The 17,989-nt window shown below is 43.7% G+C and carries 19 protein-coding genes; 16 read left to right on the forward strand and 3 right to left on the reverse strand.

The annotated features are described in order from the left end of the window. Positions 1-13 precede the first annotated feature (13 nt). The 7 genes from rbfA (at position 14) to argS (ending at position 7,596) form a co-directional block, all read left to right on the forward strand. Complete coding sequence (rbfA, locus tag AC04MN_RS11790) at positions 14-448, forward strand: 30S ribosome-binding factor RbfA (protein ID WP_475383400.1); 435 nt, start codon at positions 14-16, stop codon at positions 446-448. A 14-nt stretch (positions 449-462) separates the two neighbouring features. After that, positions 463-1,407: a tRNA pseudouridine(55) synthase TruB gene (gene truB / locus AC04MN_RS11795; RefSeq protein ID WP_475383401.1), complete on the forward strand. Its 945-nt coding sequence runs from the start codon at positions 463-465 to the stop codon at positions 1,405-1,407. 121 nt (positions 1,408-1,528) lie between these two features. After that, complete coding sequence (gene rpsO, locus AC04MN_RS11800) at positions 1,529-1,798, forward strand: 30S ribosomal protein S15 (RefSeq protein ID WP_475383402.1); 270 nt, start codon at positions 1,529-1,531, stop codon at positions 1,796-1,798. A gap of 157 nt (positions 1,799-1,955) precedes the next feature. Beyond that, positions 1,956-4,055 carry a polyribonucleotide nucleotidyltransferase gene (gene pnp, locus AC04MN_RS11805; RefSeq protein ID WP_475383403.1) on the forward strand — a complete coding sequence of 700 codons (2,100 nt, stop codon included), beginning with the start codon at positions 1,956-1,958 and terminating at the stop codon, positions 4,053-4,055. 14 nt (positions 4,056-4,069) lie between these two features. Continuing rightward, positions 4,070-5,356 carry a M16 family metallopeptidase gene (locus AC04MN_RS11810; RefSeq protein WP_475383404.1) on the forward strand — a complete coding sequence of 429 codons (1,287 nt, stop codon included), beginning with the start codon at positions 4,070-4,072 and terminating at the stop codon, positions 5,354-5,356. Positions 5,357-5,377: 21 nt separating this feature from the next. Beyond that, positions 5,378-5,827 (forward strand): dUTP diphosphatase, encoded by a 450-nt coding sequence (dut, locus tag AC04MN_RS11815; RefSeq protein WP_475383405.1) that lies wholly within the window; start codon positions 5,378-5,380, stop codon positions 5,825-5,827. Positions 5,828-5,829: 2 nt separating this feature from the next. Next, on the forward strand, positions 5,830-7,596 hold the full coding sequence (gene argS / locus AC04MN_RS11820) for an arginine--tRNA ligase (protein ID WP_475383406.1): 1,767 nt from the start codon (positions 5,830-5,832) through the stop codon (positions 7,594-7,596). A gap of 101 nt (positions 7,597-7,697) precedes the next feature. Here the strand turns inward: argS and AC04MN_RS11825 are convergent, their stop codons facing one another. Genes AC04MN_RS11825 through AC04MN_RS11835 form a run of 3 tightly spaced genes read right to left on the reverse strand, consistent with a single transcriptional unit; the run spans position 7,698 to position 9,616 of the window. After that, on the reverse strand, positions 7,698-8,255 hold the full coding sequence (locus tag AC04MN_RS11825; RefSeq protein ID WP_475383407.1) for a YIP1 family protein: 558 nt from the start codon (positions 8,253-8,255) through the stop codon (positions 7,698-7,700). Positions 8,256-8,270: 15 nt separating this feature from the next. Continuing rightward, entirely contained in the window at positions 8,271-8,924 is a 654-nt protein-coding gene (locus AC04MN_RS11830) for a hypothetical protein (protein WP_475383408.1), read from the reverse strand. Between the two features lie 8 nt (positions 8,925-8,932). After that, entirely contained in the window at positions 8,933-9,616 is a 684-nt protein-coding gene (locus AC04MN_RS11835) for a hypothetical protein (protein ID WP_475383409.1), read from the reverse strand. Between the two features lie 114 nt (positions 9,617-9,730). Between AC04MN_RS11835 and AC04MN_RS11840 the strand changes: the two genes are divergently transcribed. The 9 genes from AC04MN_RS11840 (at position 9,731) to rpoZ (ending at position 17,899) form a co-directional block, all read left to right on the forward strand. Beyond that, positions 9,731-10,207, forward strand: a complete 477-nt coding sequence (locus tag AC04MN_RS11840; protein WP_475383410.1) for a hypothetical protein — start codon at positions 9,731-9,733, stop codon at positions 10,205-10,207. Positions 10,208-10,282: 75 nt separating this feature from the next. Continuing rightward, the gene (locus AC04MN_RS11845; RefSeq protein WP_475383809.1) at positions 10,283-10,984 is read left to right on the forward strand and encodes a polyprenol monophosphomannose synthase; all 702 of its coding nucleotides are present in this window, start codon (positions 10,283-10,285) and stop codon (positions 10,982-10,984) included. An 8-nt stretch (positions 10,985-10,992) separates the two neighbouring features. Beyond that, positions 10,993-11,838, forward strand: coding sequence for an SH3 domain-containing protein (locus AC04MN_RS11850; protein ID WP_475383411.1), 846 nt, complete (start codon positions 10,993-10,995; stop codon positions 11,836-11,838). Positions 11,839-11,860: 22 nt separating this feature from the next. Beyond that, positions 11,861-13,171, forward strand: coding sequence for a sensor histidine kinase (locus AC04MN_RS11855; RefSeq protein ID WP_475383412.1), 1,311 nt, complete (start codon positions 11,861-11,863; stop codon positions 13,169-13,171). 46 nt (positions 13,172-13,217) lie between these two features. After that, a complete protein-coding gene (mutL, locus tag AC04MN_RS11860; RefSeq protein ID WP_475383413.1) occupies positions 13,218-15,191 on the forward strand; it encodes a DNA mismatch repair endonuclease MutL in 1,974 nt (657 codons plus the stop codon). Positions 15,192-15,200: 9 nt separating this feature from the next. After that, positions 15,201-16,151, forward strand: a complete 951-nt coding sequence (gene miaA / locus AC04MN_RS11865; RefSeq protein WP_475383414.1) for a tRNA (adenosine(37)-N6)-dimethylallyltransferase MiaA — start codon at positions 15,201-15,203, stop codon at positions 16,149-16,151. A 14-nt stretch (positions 16,152-16,165) separates the two neighbouring features. Beyond that, positions 16,166-17,044, forward strand: coding sequence for a YicC/YloC family endoribonuclease (locus tag AC04MN_RS11870; protein WP_475383415.1), 879 nt, complete (start codon positions 16,166-16,168; stop codon positions 17,042-17,044). Continuing rightward, positions 17,041-17,598, forward strand: a complete 558-nt coding sequence (gene gmk, locus AC04MN_RS11875) for a guanylate kinase (RefSeq protein WP_475383416.1) — start codon at positions 17,041-17,043, stop codon at positions 17,596-17,598. The genes AC04MN_RS11870 and gmk overlap by 4 nt, the downstream gene beginning before the upstream one ends. 61 nt (positions 17,599-17,659) lie before the next feature. Then, positions 17,660-17,899 (forward strand): DNA-directed RNA polymerase subunit omega, encoded by a 240-nt coding sequence (gene rpoZ / locus AC04MN_RS11880; RefSeq protein WP_475383417.1) that lies wholly within the window; start codon positions 17,660-17,662, stop codon positions 17,897-17,899. Positions 17,900-17,989 lie beyond the last annotated feature (90 nt).

Consider the following 17,989-nt stretch of genomic DNA (forward strand, 5'->3'; position numbering starts at 1 on the left):
AGAGAGATTGTTCATGAAAAACATGGGTGATGGCCGTCGTGTAGCGAAGGCCGAAAAAGAAGTTCAACAATTAGTCGCTCAGTTTTTGCTGAAGGGGTTTAAGCACCCTCTTCCTGGTTTAGTGACCGTTTCTCGAGTTAAAATGCCGGGCGATCTTCGAACTGCCCGGGTTTATGTGACAGTTATGGGTGAAAAGGGATCTTTAGAGCAAGCTTTAGAGATCCTTCAAGAGAACTCTCGGGAGTTTCAAACCTATGTCGGTAAAAATCTGCCGATGCGCTATACGCCAGTGATTAGTTTTTATGCCGACGAGGCCACCGAGCATATGTTGAAAATGGAACGTATTTTTCACGAGCTTGAAGCTGAGCGTCAGTTGAAAAATCCACCAATTGCTGGTGACGCGGATCCCGAAGCGGATTCTGATGATTCCGAAAATAACGAAGAATAGATAAGAGCCTTATAATGAATTTCAAAGATTTTAATGGGTTGATTCTGGTGGATAAGCCATCAGGTAAGACGAGTCATGATGTGGTAGGTGCTTTACGACGTCTGTTAGGGACTCGTACTGTTGGGCACTCTGGCACTTTAGATCCTTTGGCATCTGGATTGATGGTTTGTTTGGTTAACGAAGGAACCAAGCTTAGTCAGTATATTCTAGAGGGTGATAAGGGCTATACGGTCACGCTTTTGTTCGGATTGGAAACTGATACCTTAGATACGACCGGGCAAATCCTAAAAAAAACAGAATTTCAGCTAACTAAAGAACAGGTCTTAAGTTCTGCTTTAAGTCTTCAAGGGCAGTTTGAATGGGAAGTTCCTATTTACTCGGCCATTAAAGTTCAAGGGCAAAAGCTGTATGAATACGCCCGGAATGAAGAAGAAGTTCAGATTCCGAAAAAAGTCATGAAATTTTGGGATGTTCAAATGTTGGATTGGACGCCGGAGTCGGCGACATTTGAAATCACCTGTTCGAAGGGCTCTTATATACGCACATGGGTTCAGCAGTTGGGTCGTGGCCTAGGTTGCGGAGCAACGATGTCGGCATTGCGCCGGACGTGGTCAGCTCCCTATAAGGGCGAGGGGGCGTTGACCTTAGAGGATCTCCAAGCGGCGATTGCTGAAAAAACAGGTGGTCATGAAAGTGATCAGGGCGGGCTGCCTCGCGGCTTTGTTTCGATGGAGAGAGCCTTGCCGCAGATTAAGCGGATTCGTGTAAAACCCCAGGACGAGAATCACCTTAAGAACGGCCTTATTAGCCATGAATTGAGGGCTCACCTCATCGCGCAGTTTGATCCAGAAATTGATGTAGTTTTGCAGGTAATTAGCCTAAGTACCGAGAAACTCATTGCTTTAATCGGCGTTGAGCCCGGGCGTGGTTTTGTGGTTCGAAGGGGTATTAAGTACTGAATTTATTATGAAAAGGGTTGACCCCCAAGGGGCCTAAGAATATATATTGTTCTCGCGCTTTTATACCGACAGCCATGACGGTATAGGGGCAAATTCAAAACTTTTAAATAAGGAGACGCTAATGGCCGTCACAACAAAACAAAAATCTGAAATCGTTAAGAAGTTCCAAGCATCTGATCTTGATACTGGTTCAACACCTGTTCAGATCGCTCTTTTGACTGCTCGTATCAACGAACTTACAACTCACTTCGCAGTTCACAAGAAAGACGTTCACGGACGTCGTGGTTTGATCAAAGCTGTTAACCAACGTAGAAAGCTTCTTGATTACTTGAAAAAGACAGATCTAAATAAATACAACGATACTATCAAAGCACTTGATATTCGTAAGTAATCGAAAAAAAATAGAATGGTCGGAAGGGGCGCAAAAACGCCCCTTCGGACTTTTAAGACAGTCGCTGTGCCCTCGGGAAAATTATAGGTCGCAGCAGTAAGAGGAATCGATGCCAGTACTAAATCTCACTGGTATCTAGGGCACAGGAGGCTCAATCATGAAAACAACCGTAACAACATCTGTGGGCGGTAAACAAATCACCATCGAAACAGGGCGCTTAGCAAAACAATCGGATGGCTCTGTTCTAGTATCTTGTGGAAACAATATGGTGCTTGTAACAGCAGTTTCAAAGAAGGAAGCGTCTGAATTAGATTTCTTTCCTTTGACTGTAGAGTATCAAGAAAAATTCTATGCAACTGGTAAAATTCCAGGTGGTTACTTCAAACGTGAAGGTAAACCGACAACAGAAGCTGTTTTGACAGCTCGTCTAATTGACCGTCCAATTCGTCCTCTTTTTCCAGAAGGATATCGTAACGACACTCAAGTTGTTGCAACAACAGTCTCTGCGGATGGTTCATTCCCAATTGAAATTCTTGCCTCTTTGGGTGCATCGGCTGCTCTTCATATTTCAGAAATTCCTTTCAATGGCCCGTCAGCAGCTATTCAAGTTGGTCGCGTAGATGGTCAGTTTATTGCGAACCCAACTCCGCAACAGATGGAAAAATCCGATATGGATATCATTGTTGCTGGAACTAAATCTGGTATTTTGATGGTTGAGGGCGAAACGAAGTTCATCTCTGAAGCAGATGCTTTGGCGGCGTTGAAGTTCGCTCACAAAGAGATGATGCCTTTGTTGAACGCACAAGAAGAGCTTCGTGAGAAGTTTGGTTCAAAAGCAAAACGTGCTTTCGTTGCTCCAACAATTGATGCTGATTTCAGAGCGAGTGTAGAAGCTATTGCAAAACCAATGATTCAAGCTGCTCTTAAAATCAAAGAAAAGGGCGAGCGTTACAACGCTTATGCTGCTGCGAAAGATGCCGCTAAAGCCGCTGTTCTTGCGAATATCACTGAGAAAGATGTTTTGGCGAAACGTTCAAAAGAGCTTTCTGCAGTTATCGAAGATCTTAAGTTTGTTGGTGCTCGTGAGATGATCTTAACTGAAAAAGTACGTATTGATGGTCGTGACCTGACAACTGTTCGTCCGATCAGCAACGAAGTAGGTATCCTTCCAAGAGCTCACGGTTCTGGATTGTTCACTCGTGGTGAGACTCAAGTTCTTGGCACTGTGACTTTGGGAACTGGTGATGATGAGCAAATGGTTGATTCATTACTTGGAACTTTCAAGCGTCGCTTCATGCTTCACTACAATTTTCCTCCATTCTCTGTTGGTGAAGTGGGTCGTTTCGGTGGTCAAGGTCGTCGCGAAATTGGTCACGGAAACTTGGCTGAGCGTTCATTGAAAGCTGTTATCCCAGGACATGACAAATTCCCTTATACTCTACGTATCGTTTCTGAAGTTCTTGAGTCGAATGGCTCTTCTTCAATGGGAACTGTTTGTTCTGGCACTTTGGCATTGCTTGATGCTGGTGTGCCTATCAAAGCTAACGTTGCGGGTATCGCAATGGGCTTGATCAAAGAAGGTGACCGCGTTGCAGTTTTGACTGATATCTTGGGTGATGAAGATCACTTGGGTGACATGGACTTCAAAGTGGCGGGTACTGCAAATGGTATCACGGCTGTGCAAATGGACTTGAAAATTGACTCTGTTTCTTTCGAAGTGATGGAACAAGCTTTGACTCAAGCAAAAGCGGGTCGATTGCATATCCTTGCTGAGATGGAAAAAGTGATCTCAACTCCTCGTGGTCAGATCTCTGAGTACGCTCCAAGAATTGAGACAATCAAAATCAAACCAGAAAAGATCCGCGAAGTGATTGGTTCTGGTGGTAAAGTGATTCGTGGAATTACTGAAGCAACTGGTGTTAAGATCGATATCGAAGATGATGGAACGATTCACGTAGCCTCTGCAGATCCAGAAGCAACGAAAAAAGCTCTTCAAATGATCAACGATATCTGTGCGGAAGCTGAAGTTGGCAAGAAGTACACTGGTAAAGTTGTGAAGATTGCTGAGTTCGGTGCCTTCGTTGAGATTCTTCCGAATACTCAAGGTTTGTTGCATATCTCTGAAATCTCTAACGAGCGCATCCGTCAAGTGACTGATGTCTTGAAAGAGGGCGAGATGGTTGATGTGATGGTTCTTGAAGTGGATCGCGCGGGTCGTGTGAAACTTTCTAGAAAAGCATTGCTTTCACAACAATAGGATCTCTGATTGCTGTGAGCAAACAAGGAACCGCATTTAAAAAAACGATTCTAGATAACGGGATTCGGGTGCTGACTGAAAGGCACCCAGAATCCCGTGCCGTTTCTATAGGTATATGGGTGCTTACAGGCACTCGTGACGAAAAGCCCGAGATGGCCGGTGTTTCTCATTTTCTTGAGCATATGGTCTTTAAGGGCACTAAAACTCGTTCGCCTTTTCAAATAGCCAAAAGCCTTGAGCAGTTGGGCGGAGAGCTCAACGCTTATACCTCTCGGGAATACACTTGTTATCATGCCTACGTTCTAAAAGATCATTGGGATCAGGCCTTGGACGTTTTGTCTGATTTGGTCTGCAATATGAAAATTGAGCCTAAAGAATTCAAACTTGAAAAAGGGGTGATTCTTCAGGAAATTGCGATGTCTGACGATAATCAAGAAGATATTATCTATGATATTTTCTTCGATAAGGTTTACGGAAAACATCCACTGGGGCGTCCAATCTTAGGAACCCCTAAATCCATTGCGACGATGAACTCGAAGCAGATCATGGATTACTATAAAAAGTTTTATACAGGTCCGAATATCATTGTTTCCATTGCCGGAAATATAGAACACGATCAGTTTATAAAAGCTGTGAATAAAAAACTGGGTAAAAAATCGAATAAAGATGTTGGTGTCACTCGCAAAGCACCAGGCTGGAATCCGGTTCGTTTTGTTCAGCAAAAGCAGCAGGGCGAGCAAACACATTTATTGGTGGGTATGCCTACGGCCAGTTTCAAAGATAAGTATCGCTTTGAAGCTTTTATCGTGAACACTCTTTTAGGTGGCGGGATGACGTCCCGTTTGTATCAAAGTGTGCGCGAAAAGAAGGGCTTGGTTTACGCTATTCATTCGTCTTTGCATACCAATGTGGATTCAGGTTTATTGTTGATTTATGCGGGTACTGAATCCAAGAACTTGCGCAAAGTCGGAGATATCATTGCCAAAGAAATTTCTCGGCTTAAAAAGCAGGGCGTGAGAAAATCCGATGTAAATATGTTTAAAACCCAAGTGACGGGCTCTATTGTATTAGGATCCGATGATCTAGAGAACCGAATGACATCGTTAGCTGTGAACGAAATGGTATTTGGAAAGTATAAACCTGTAGATACAGTCATTGATGAAATCAATGCTGTGACGGTGGATACAGTGAATGAATTTATACAAACAAGAATGGACACTTCACAGTTTGCTGGTGTCTTGATTGGGCCGGATGTGGATTCCCATAAATCTTGGTTTGAATCATTAAGTTTTGAAAAATAGTTTAAATAAAGGATTTTTGTCATGTTGAAGCTTCCTGTAAAAATCAAAAAATTGGCACATTTCAAAGGGGATCTACCTCAGTATCAATCGGCTGGAGCTAGTGGTTTTGATGTGCGGGCTCAGTTGGAACAGCCAGTTGTCTTGAAACCTGGGGAGCGAGCTTTGATTCCAACGGCTTTGTCGTTTGAAATCCCTTTTGGATATGAAATTCAGGCGCGTCCACGCAGTGGATTGGCGGCCAAACAAGGAATCACATTGATGAATACACCGGGAACCATCGATGCTGATTACCGTGGCGAAGTTAAAATTATTATCGCGAATTTGGGGCTTGAGACCGTGACTATTCAGGATCAGGATCGTTGTGCTCAGTTGGTGATTGCTCCAATTTATCAGGCGGACTTTCAACTTGTTGAAGAGCTGTCAGACACGGCTCGTGGCGCTGGCGGTTTTGGTTCCACAGGAAAGAACTAAATATGTTGCACGATCAATTGAGACTCTACGTTTCCGAGAAAATTTTTGCTGCGGCCAAAGAACTTGGTGCAGACATGCTATTGGCAGATATTTATTCAGCTCTGGGAAATACGCCGAATCCTGAAATGGGTGACCTTGCTTATGGTTGCTTTTTATTGGCTAAAGCTTTGAAATTGCCTCCCCCAAAAATCTCTGCAGAGCTTGCGGCGCGTTTAGGGGCGGATGAAGTGATTTTGTCGGCTCAGGCGGCGGGACCTTATTTAAATATCAGTTTCCACCCTCAGGCCTTCGGTCAAAAAGTGATCACACCAATTTTGTCTGGTGAGATGTTCAAAAGAACTTTGTTGTCCAAAGAGCCGCGCACAATGATTGAGTACTCTCAGCCCAACACGCATAAAGAATTGCATGTGGGGCATATGAGAAATCTCTGTCTTGGGGATGCTTTGATTCGTTTGTTTCGTTATGGCGGGCGAGATATCGTCTCTTCAACTTTTCCGGGGGATGTGGGAACGCACGTCGCAAAATGCCTTTGGTATATGAAACACCACAACTCGGAACCTGTTCCGGCCACGGGAAAAGGCGAGTGGTTGGGACGTATGTATTCAAAAGGGAATATCAAGCTTGAAGATGAGCTTGGCACTCCTGCTGAAGAAAAAAACCGCGCGGAATTAACTGAAATTTTAAAGCAGCTAGAAGCTAAGACCGGTGAGTACTATGATCTTTGGAAAGAGACACGGCAGTGGTCCATTGATTTGATGAATGACGTTTATAAGTGGGCCGACGTTCAATTTGACACTTGGTACTGGGAGTCTGACGTTGATTCAGATTCGGTGGCGTACGCTAAGCAATTGTTTGCTGAGGGTAAACTTGTGAAGTCTGAAGGTGCTGTCGGAATGAACTTAGAGGCTGACAATTTGGGTTTCTGTATGATGCTCAAGTCGGATGGCACTGGTCTTTATGCCACCAAAGATATCGAACTTGCGCGTAGAAAATTTAATGACCATAAAATTCAAAAGAGCATTTATGTCGTTGATATGCGACAGGCTTTGCATTTCAAGCAAGTTTTCAAAACTTTAGAAATTTTAGGTTTTGAACAGGCTAAAGATTGTTTCCATTTGCAGTACAACTTTGTTGAGCTTCCAGATGGAGCGATGTCTTCTCGAAAAGGCAATATCGTTCCTTTGAATGATTTGATTCGTAAAATGGAAGAGATGGTCAAAACGAACTATTTGGCTCGTTACGAAGGGGATTGGTCTTCTGAAGAGATCGACCTTGTGGCGTCTCAGGTTGCTAAAGGGGCCATCCGTTACGGTATGCTTCGTATGGATACCAACAAGAAAATCGTCTTTGACATGGATGAGTGGCTGAAGCTGGATGGGGAGTCTGGACCTTTTGTTCAATACTCTTCGGCGCGTATTTCAAGTTTGTGCCGCAAATTCGGTTTTGACCAAGTGAGCGCGGACTTGCAGGCGGGCTCAACCTTGGCTTGGTCGTTGTTGACTCATAAGTCAGAGCGACAGTTGATGCAGGCTCTGATGAGTTTTAATACTGAAGTGGCAACTTGCACGTTGAATTACAAGCCAGCGGCCCTTTGTACGTATTTGTATGATTTAGCGAAACGATTCAATACGTTCTATCATGACTGTTCAATTGGGCAGGCCGAGACAGAAGAGCTTCAAAAAGCACGATTGGCATTGGCCGCCTCAGTAGGTGAAACCTTGAAAAAAGGCCTCTCTCTATTAGGGATCCCAACCCCAGAAAGAATGTAAGCGCGCGCCGTCAGGCGAAAAGCCTCGCAGAGCGAAGGCTAGACAGCAGCCGTCAGGCGAAAAGCGAGAAAAAAAAGGAGACCCTCGGGTCTCCTTTTTCATTAGGACATTCTTGCGATGTCTATGCGATTCCAAAGCCAAACAACGAAGACGACACCGAGGATAATAGCCATTAATTTAATGGCGCGCTTTTTCTCGACTTGGAAGTTCTCGACCAAACCTACCACCATAAGAAGGGCAGTGAAGGCAAAACCAACGACCGAGATTGGTGGGATAAGCTCTACACCAGTCTGAAAAATAAAAAAAGGAATGCTGGCAAAAAAGGTTTGTGTGAATAAGCGGCGAAGGCTGACGGTTTTATATTCAAAGACTTGAAAGTAGTAGTAAAGGAACAAGCTCATCAGGCCATTCATGACGGTGCTGACGATCGGGGAGATTATAAGACCGCCGGCAATTTTATAAAAATTGGGGGGGATAAATCCCGAGAGGACCCCAGAAGCCATCGCAATGACTGCATTCAATATCAAAAGCTGTGGCCAGGACCATTCTGGAAGCTGAGTGATTTCTTTAACGGGATTTTTTAGAAATTGAACAAGTCGCTGTGCAATTTCTTTGATGTTAAACGAGTTGGATGGATCAGTGCCAGTGACGTCTCTCATTCTTAATCCTTCTGGTTATTGTGAGCTAATTAAATCTTCTTCAGCTAATCTTACTATCTTTTTTAACAGACTCTGCTCTAGTTGGGCAGATCTTTCTTTAAGGCCATTGCGGTAAAGCCCTAGGTGTATTGGAGGCGTTGGATCTTTTCGAATCATCGAATGCATTGTCCAGGCAAGGTGATCGGGCCACAGACGAATCGGTAATTTAGAAATTGAAAACAGAGAGCTTTTTATTTGGCGTTGATCGATGGGGTCCAGCAGTGTGACCGAGCGAACTTGGGGATTTTGATGTAGTATCCCGGCAAACTCAATCCAAGATTGTTGGGTCAAAACAAGATGAAGCGGGGTTTTTTGCTGCTGCAATAGCCGTTGTAATTGTTGAATGCGATCCTGAGGATGGCTCCAGGGAAGGTGAGCTTTGAAAACGTCGTAACCGTGTTCGGCTAAATAACTTGGAATCAGATTGTAGTATTCGGAAAAGTAAAAGAGGCTTCTTTTGCCGGGGATAAATAAAAGCGGGAAGCGAGTGAGTATGCAATTGGGAGTTAAGTCTTCGTGAGTTCCTGCCGGGTGTTTTTGGTTGCGGCGGCGAAGATTGCTATAGAGGCCAATGCTAATGGCGCCAAAAAAAACGATCCAAATTGTCAGTACGAGACTTGTGGGGTTCAATTTTTATCCTAAAGAACAGCGTTCATACGAATCGTAAAGTCATAGCTGCCGCGGTCGTTGGTTTCGTTGACTATAGGGTTTTTAGAGTTCATATCGAACTCAAGTTCAAGCCCCGGACTGATTTTTGTTAATAAACCCATACCGATCAGCATAGATGGAGTCGTGGATTCAAACTGTTCTCCAGTTTTTAAATTTTTGAACTTAAGATATCTATTGGAAAGGCCTGTGTTTAAAGTGTAACTCCAAGGGCCTTGGATTTGATTTCGATACCCCATCTTTAATTCAATCGCTTTTAAAGATATTTCATCAGTTGTGCCGGTTGTGACCCCAAAATTTTTGAAACCGGCTTCCGAGTACCAGTTAGGTGAAAAAAGATCCATCCCGATGGCTAATTGCATGCCGTTTTGATGTCGACGAAGAGTTCCATCGTTTGTTTTAATATCTGCGAAGGAATTGATGTAACCTACGCCTGCGTGAATACTAATGTCGTCAAAAGCACTAAAGGATTGCGCTGTTGTGTTTTTTGTTTTGGAAGAAAGTTTTTGCAGAAGATCGTCGTAACTAAGCTCTTCATACTCTACATTTTTATTTTTATCTGATGTGGATGAAGCCAGGACTGAGGTCGGGATAGCAACACCCAGTGCAAAGGTAGAAAGAAGGAGGCTTGTTTTGATCCAAATTTTTGCTTTCATGTTTTCATTCTAGCGATTTTTGTGAGGCTTGTGTGGGGTTTCCGGCAGGACTTTAAAAAAACTAGACCATGCTTTTAAGGCATTCAGGGGTATTCCATGGCAATATAGAAAGCAATGGGATGGTTTTCTTCTAAAGTAAAAACATTTTGCGCTTTTTGTCGTACACCAAGAATGGTTTACAAGAAAAAGTCCGTTTCTTTTACCAATGTTCTTGGGGCCTTGCTAGCATCCTTTGTTTTTATGTTTATTCTTTGGCAGGATTTCGATGCTCGATTTTTAATTATTTGGGTTGTTAATATTGCTTTCGCGGAAGTCTTTGTCCGACTTCGCTGGAGAATGAGCGTGCCTTGTCCTCACTGCGCTTTTGATCCTTTGATTTACAAAAAAGACCCTGATCAAGCTTCCGAGTTGGTAAAGGCTCAGTTAGCTCGTCGCCGAGAAGATCCGAAGTATCTTTTGGCTCAGCCTTTGAATCTTCCAAGGTTGACATCTCGACGCGCCGAAGAGGTTCATAAGCAGAAAGAACTTGAGGCTCAGCGCAAGGGGCTTGTGCCCGTTAAACGAGGGCAATTCGTCTCTAAAACCCTTTAACGCGTAAAATAAAAACCCCATTGAAAATTCATTTTTTCATGCCCCTATAGAAGGCTTATGGTAGCGTCTGCGGATATGAAATCTTTAGTCATCATTCCGACTTATAACGAAAAAGAAAATATTGCGAATATTATTCATGCAGTTTTTGCCAAAGATTATGGCGTGCATATTTTAGTGGTCGATGACAACTCGCCGGATGGCACGGCGCAAATTGTTCGTCAACTACAGGCGGATCAATACGGGGACAAATTGCATTTGTTGAGTCGCCCAGGGAAGCAAGGTTTGGGAAAAGCCTATATTGCAGGATTTCGATGGGGAATGGATCAAGGTTACGAGGGACTTGTAGAAATGGATGCGGATTTTTCTCATCGTCCAGAAGATCTAGGGCCTTTGTTAAAGACCCTCGAACTTAACGATTTCGCAGTGGGGTCTCGGTATGTTCCTGGTGGGCGAACAGTTAACTGGGGCTTGCTTCGAAAGATTATTTCACGCGGTGGGGGAATTTACTCTCGTCTTATTTTGGGTTTCCCGTTGAATGATTGGACGGGCGGATTCAATGCTTGGAAGAAGCACACGTTAGAGAAAATTGACTTAGCAACGGTGCAGTCTAATGGTTACAGCTTTCAGATTGAATTAAAATATAAGGCATTAAAGAAGGGCTGCAAAGGTGCAGAGTCTCCGATTGTTTTTGAAGATCGTCGGGTTGGACAAAGCAAAATGTCTTTGAAGATAGTTCTTGAGGCCTTCTATCGCGTTTGGTTGATGCGTTTTTCTTAAAAGGATCTATGCGTTTATTGGGGGTAATCTTTTTTTTGGTGTGCTTGACGGGGGTGGCTTTTGCACAAGCTATCAAGGCGACCATTGTCGGAGAAACTCCTTTTGTGTATGCAGCTCCAGATTTTGACTCGAAGGTGTTAGCCGAGCTTCAGCCCGGGACAGTCTATGATATTTCAAAAAATAAAAAATCGGGTTTTCATAAAATTCGAGTGCGACCAGGTTTGGTCGGCTGGATCGCTGATTCGGAACTTCGTATCGGTACTCATAAAATCAAGTCAGAAGAAGATGCTGTTTCGGATGTTGAAGAAAAGCGCATGGAGAAAGCGCGGAAGAATACGAACCTTCCAATGGACTTCGTGCGCTTTCGTGGAGTTGTTTTAGAGTCTGTTTTGTATACTGAGAAAACAGCGGGACGTGAGCGTTCAGCTGCGGTCCCATTTGTGGGTATTAAGTTCGCGGGCCCTAATACTTTATTTTCAGGGATGATGCCTGCAGATACCTCGTTAATGTTATCTACGACGACGCCTAGTTATTACAAAGATGTGACTCAGAACTCGGCAAAAGGTTTTATATTAATTGGGCAGTTTCAGTTTTTAACTAATTTTAGCCGAGGGGCCAACTATTTAGGCTTCTATGGTTTTGGTCCCGTTGCTAGATACTCCCATTTTGATTTGGCCTTAGGGAGTGGGGCCTCGAAGAAGACCTATGCGGCGGATGATTTGGCTCTGGGAGTCTGTTTTAATGTCGGTGCGATCTATCGCTGGTCCTCGGTGGGAATTCGTCCCGAGATCAAGTATTACTGGGAAAAGAATAAGTATTTAAGCATAGGTCTGTCTGCACAGATGGCCTTTTAAAGACTGAAAGAGATTGGAAACAGTGGAATTATTGGTTGGCTTAAAAGATTATTTCCGCTTACTACGAGAGCAGGCTCAGGACTCATCGCTGCGAGCGGCTCATGAGCTTGAAGCCAATCGTAATCAGGTGATGAAAATTTTGAATTTTGTGACCGGAATCTTCATGTGGTCTTATACTTTGGTGTCTTATTTGTATATGAAAGACCCCGCAGTCTGGGAAATTGGATTTGCCTGTTCATTTCTTCATAGTTTTAGTTATCTAATATACAAAAAATCTAAAAGCTTTTTGTTTGGTGCTTATGTTTTGGTTGCAACCGGTGGGATTTTTCAAACAAGTTTTGCTATTTATAACGGTGGTTTTTACTCTTCCACTTTAATTTGGGTGGCGATTTTACCTTTAATTATGGGGGTAGTGGCCAATATTTTTCACACCGTGATTTGGTTTTGTATCTCTATTTTCTTTTTCATTGTTGCTTTTATCATTACTAAAATGGGTTGGGCTCAGAATGTTTTAGATCCTCGTGGTGAAGACTTGGTTCAGTTCATGATTTCCTGTGGGCTGATTTTTTTAGTCAGCGGCTTTACCGTGATCGCCCTTCGTCTTGGTCAGATATATCGAAAGAATCTATTGGAAAAAAACTTTCAAGTGCAAAGTTTATTAAGAACTCTTTCCCATGATTTAGCGACACCACTGACATTAATTCGTTTTGGAATCGAGCGTTCGCAGAATGGTGAGCCTTCGGCCGAGATGGTACAAAAAATGGATAGAGCTGCAAAAAATATTTTTGATATTTTGGATCATGTTAGACGAGTGGATGCATTAGATTCTGGTAAATTGGTGTTTGATGTTTCCAGGATTCGCTTGCATCCAATAATTCATGATTGCCGAGTTTTTTTCGAGGAGATGGCCAACCGCAAAGGGGTTCATCTGGATTTTCACGTTCCTACAGATGTTTATATTCAGGGGAACTCATCGGTTTTAGTAAATCATGTTCTGGGAAATCTTATTTCAAATTCAATTAAGTTTTCCGAATCCGGTGGACGCATTGTAATCCGATCTGAAATTCACGATGGGCGAGTTGATTTGGTGGTTCGAGATTTCGGAGTTGGGATTGCTCAAAAACGTTTGGATTCGCTGTTTGTCGCAGGGAAGGCAAATAGCACCCGGGGGACGGCTAATGAGGCGGGGACGGGTTTTGGAATGCTATTGGTAAAGTCCTATCTAGAGGCCATGGGGGCGCAAATTTCAGTTCGGTCTTGGACAGAATCGACCTCTGAAAATGGAGAGTTCTGCGAGAGAGGCACTAGGGTTGTTTTAAGCCTTCTGACATGATGCTTCCAGGTTAGGATTTCTTACCTGAGACGTGCTATAAGGCTTCATGGAAATCAAGCTTTTACCTCCTGAAGTCGTCGACCAAATCGCTGCCGGTGAAGTTGTCGAACGTCCGTCTCATTTAATAAAAGAAATTGTGGAAAACTCGATCGATGCTGGAGCGACAAAAATCACTGTCGATTACGCCGATGGAGGACGTTTTGTTAAGGTCGGGGACAACGGCAAAGGTATGACGGCGGCCGAAATGCCGTTAGCGTTACAGCGATTTGCAACTTCGAAAATTTCTGAAGCGAACGATTTATGGAAATTGCGAACTTTTGGTTTTCGCGGCGAAGCCTTGGCTTCGATTTCTTCAGTCAGTCGCTTGACGATGACCTCAAGAAAAAAAGGTGCTGAAACCGCATATCAATTGATTAGCGAATTTGGCAAGAAGACCGAAATCGATCCGACCGGAGGTTCTGAAGGTACCACTATAATCGTCGAGCAGCTTTTTGAAAATACGCCGGCGCGTTTAAAGTTTTTAAAGTCTGATGTTGCAGAACACGGAGCCATTCGAACGACGCTAAAGTCTTTAGCTTTAGCGCACCCTCAAGTTGAATTTCGGGTGACAGAGGCCAATAAAATGCTTTATTTTTGGCCGGCCTGTGCTTCCAAAAAAGACCGAGCAGAACAAATATTAGAAGTAAAACCTTTATACGAAGGTTATGGCGAGCGCGGCAATGTGCGTGCTTATGCAGTTTTTGCCGATCCTCATAACGTGGCTAAAACATCCAAAAATATTTGGTTGTTTGCTCAGAATAGATCGATTCAAGATAGAAGTATTCAGGCCGCGGTGGTGGAAGCTTTTCGAAATATGTTGATGCATGGGGAGTTCCCGATTGCGGCTGTTTGGGTCGAAACGGATCCCGAAAGCATTGATGTTAATATTCATCCGACAAAATCACAGGTCAAGTTTCAAGATCCGTCGTTGCCTTTCCGAGCGGTCGCTGCGGCAATTCGAGGTACTTTAGAACAAGCTCCGTGGATACAATCCAAGGTCGAAGCGTCGGGTTTAAAGATGCAGATGTCTCCGGGTTCCGCGGCAGGCAGCCATACGGTGAAGACGTCTTTAGGAGACGTCACTGTCACACATCCAGGGGGTGGAGCTGTTCAGGTGCCAGCTCAGAATCTTCAGTTTGAAGACCAAGCCTTGGCGGTCACTCAATTTGCAAAAAAAGAATTTCCTTTACTTCAACCAACCCAGAATCCCGAGCTCTTTAAAGATCCCGCAGTTCATCAGCGTGAAGTGCCGGTGGCGATTAGGCAGTCTGGCGGTAATAGCAACATTCAGAATGTTACCAGAGTCTCGTTGGACGATCTAGCTGCGGCGGCAGAGTCGCGAGCGGCGTTGTCGACATCTTTGTCAGCAAAAGCAGAGGTAAAATCGGGCAGTGCGTACTGGTCAAGCTTGGATGTCTTGGGACAGGCAAACCAGACTTATATCGTTTGTCAGGCTCGCGATAAAATGGTTTTCGTTGATCAACATGCGGCGCACGAGCGAGTCGTTTTTGAACGGCTCATGGAAGCATGGAAGGGTGGAAAGATTGATATTCAAGACTATTTATTTCCACTGGCCGTCGATATTTCACCGGAAAAAGTCGAAGCGCTGATGTTATTAGAAAAAGATATCGCCAAGCTCGGGGTTCATATTGAGTCATTGGGACCTGGAACGGTGGGGGTTAAGGCCGCTCCAACAGTTATTAAAGAATCGGTTCTAGGAGCCGTTCTGGATAAAATGGCGACGCAGGCCTTAGAGCAGGGCGGGTCTTTTGCCTTAGAAAAGGCGATCGGTGATATTTGTGCAACGATGGCTTGTCACTCTGTCGTGCGAGCAGGGCAAACTTTAAGTGTCGAACAAATGAAGAATTTATTATCCGAGATGGATCTTTATCCAATGTCTTCATTTTGTCCTCATGGACGGCCAGTGAGTGTTGAGTATCCTTTTGTGAAGCTTGAAAAAGACTTCGGAAGAATTGTTTAGGATTTTTTGATGAAAGTTGTTTTTGTTGTTGGCACCACAGCCTCAGGAAAATCGGATGTGGCTCTTGATTGGGCTCGTCGTTTTCAGGGGGTGATTGTCAATTGTGATAGCGTGCAAATTTATAAGGACTTAGATATTGGAAGTGCAAAGCCTTCTTTGCAAGAGCGATCTTTGTGTCCGCATTTTCTTTATGACTATGTGAGCGCGCCGGATGTTATGACTGCGGGTATCTATCATGATCACTTCTTTCAGGCACTCAATGAAATCAAAAGTAAACACGGGGATGAAACTCCGGTTTTTGTTGTGGGTGGTACTGGTTTTTATTTCCAGGCCATTGAAAAAGGAATGCATCAAACGCCTGAAGTGCCTGTGGCAGTTCGCCAGGCTGTAGAGGCCGAAATGGAGATGCCCGATGGAGCGCAAAAGCTTTATGAAGAGCTTTTGCAGCTTGATGCAGAGGCTGCGGCAAAAATTAAACCACAGGATCGATATCGAATATCGAGGGCTGTCGAGTTGTTAAGAACAATTAAAGCTTCTGCAGAGACTTCTCAACTGAACCTGACTTCGCTGAGGCAGGATTTCGAAAAAAATAAAAAGCCATTCCCATTTCCGTTGATGAAGGTCGGGCCAAGCTGGAATCGCGATGTTCTTCGTCAACGAATTGAGGTCCGAGTTCAAAAAATGCTGAAGGCGGGCTTGATTGAAGAGGTGCAGCAGTTGGTAGATCGTGGATTAATGGGTTGGGCGCCATTGCAAAGTGTTGGCTATGTCGAAACTCTGGATTTTTTAGAGCATAACAGGACTAAAGAATGGCTCTTAGAGCAAATTGTGATTCACACTCATCAATTGGCGAAAAGGCAGCGCACGTGGTTTCAGCGGGACGCTGAAATTCACTGGTTTGAGGGGGCTCAGGGTCCTGGTCCTGTCGGCAAACTCATTGAGGAATTTCTGCGAAAATGAGAGGATGAGCGCATATGAAAAGCATGACTGGTTATGGAAATTTTAAGGCAGAGTCAAAAGACAGTTCAGTTGAGGTAAGCATTCGTGCGGTCAATGGTCGTTTTTTGGAAACTCGCTTTCATTTGCCTCGGGAATTTGTTCCTTTTGAAAATGAATTGAAGAAGTTGTTAGGTGAAAAAGTTAAGCGGGGAACGGTTGATATTTTTGTCGTCCGACGTTTGAAAAATAAATCTTCGCGCACAAAAGTGAAAGTCAATGAAGACCTAGCGGCTCAGTATTTGGTGGCTTTACAAAAACTCTCGAAGAAGACAAAAATTAGTTCGCAGCCTCATTTAGAGTTTATTGCTCGTTTGCCCGATGTTATCGAAACCGAAGAGGTGCATGAAATATTTAAGGGTGAAGATAAGTTTTTAAAGAAAGTGTTTGCCGGGGCCGTCAAAGCTGTTGATGCTGAAAGAGTTCGTGAAGGCAAAGCCCTGCGCCGAGATTTAGAAAAGTTGCTGACGGATCTTGAATCACAAATAAAAAGTATTTCTTCTTTGCGCTCCGAGGCCAATGCGCAACTTCAAGAGCGTTTTGAAACAAAGATTCGAGCTCGATTGAACGGCGAAGAGATCGACAAGCAACGTTTGTCTCAGGAAATCGTGATTCAACTGGAAAGAGCAGATATTAATGAAGAGCTTACTCGGCTGTCAGAGCATATTAAAAATTACAGAAACTTACTTGGTGGTTCTGCAGGTGAAGGTAAAAAATTGGATTTTTATACTCAAGAATTGTTGCGTGAAGTAAATACGATAGGTTCTAAATCACAGGTGGCCAAGATCACGCAATCTGTGGTAGAAGCCAAAACACTCATCGAAAGATTGAGAGAACAGGTACAGAACATCGAATGAAGACTCGTCTAATTATCGTCGCAGCTCCATCGGGGGCGGGAAAAAGCAGCTTTGTGAGTCGTATTTGCCAAGAAGAATCTCGGTTGGTGGATAATATTACCTATACCACTCGAAATATGAGATTGGGCGAGGTTCAGGGCAATCCCTATCATTTTATTGAAAAGGCTGATTTCGAGAAAAAAATTGAAGAAGGTTTTTTCGTCGAATGGGCCAAAGTTCATACGAATATGTACGGAACGTCTTATCGTTCTTTAGAAACGGCTTGGGCGAGTGGAAAATGTGTCATCATGGATATCGACGTTCAGGGGACTGCAACTTTCAAATCTAAGTTTCCGGATGCCAAGACGATATTTATTCTGCCGCCTTCGATTGAAGAGCTTAGACGCAGAGTGACAAAAAGAGACGGGGGCGCCCCTGCGGACTTAGAAGTCCGCATGGCCAACGCCGAAAAAGAGATGAAAGAACGAGACAAGTTCGATTTTCAGATCGTAAACGACGATTTTGAGACATCCTTTACTGAATTCAAGAAAATCATTGAAAAATTACTCGCTTAGCGCTATTTTCAGAAGCTCGAATCCTATCTAGATTTGATTTTTATCGCCACTGGAGGCACGAATGGCACGCGTAACGGTCGAAGACTGCTTAGAAAAAGTTCCGAATAGATTTGCTCTTGTTTTGATGGTTGCTAAAAGAGCGAAGCAGCTTTTGAAAGGTGCCGAGTCCACTGTTGCCCACAAGAACAATAAATATATTGTTCAATCACTTCGTGAAGTGGCTTTAGGGAACGTGGGTTACGAATCTCATCTTAATTTGACAACAGCGGTTGCTGAAATTGAAAAAGACCTGAATAAATAAAACTAAGGTCTAAAATCCTCGATTTCAGAGGGAAAGCAAGACTCTAGCTGACAATATGCTAGAGTCTTTTTTTTTATTTCGATAGACTGA

This window comes from Bdellovibrio sp. ZFWA1, from assembly GCF_056175665.1.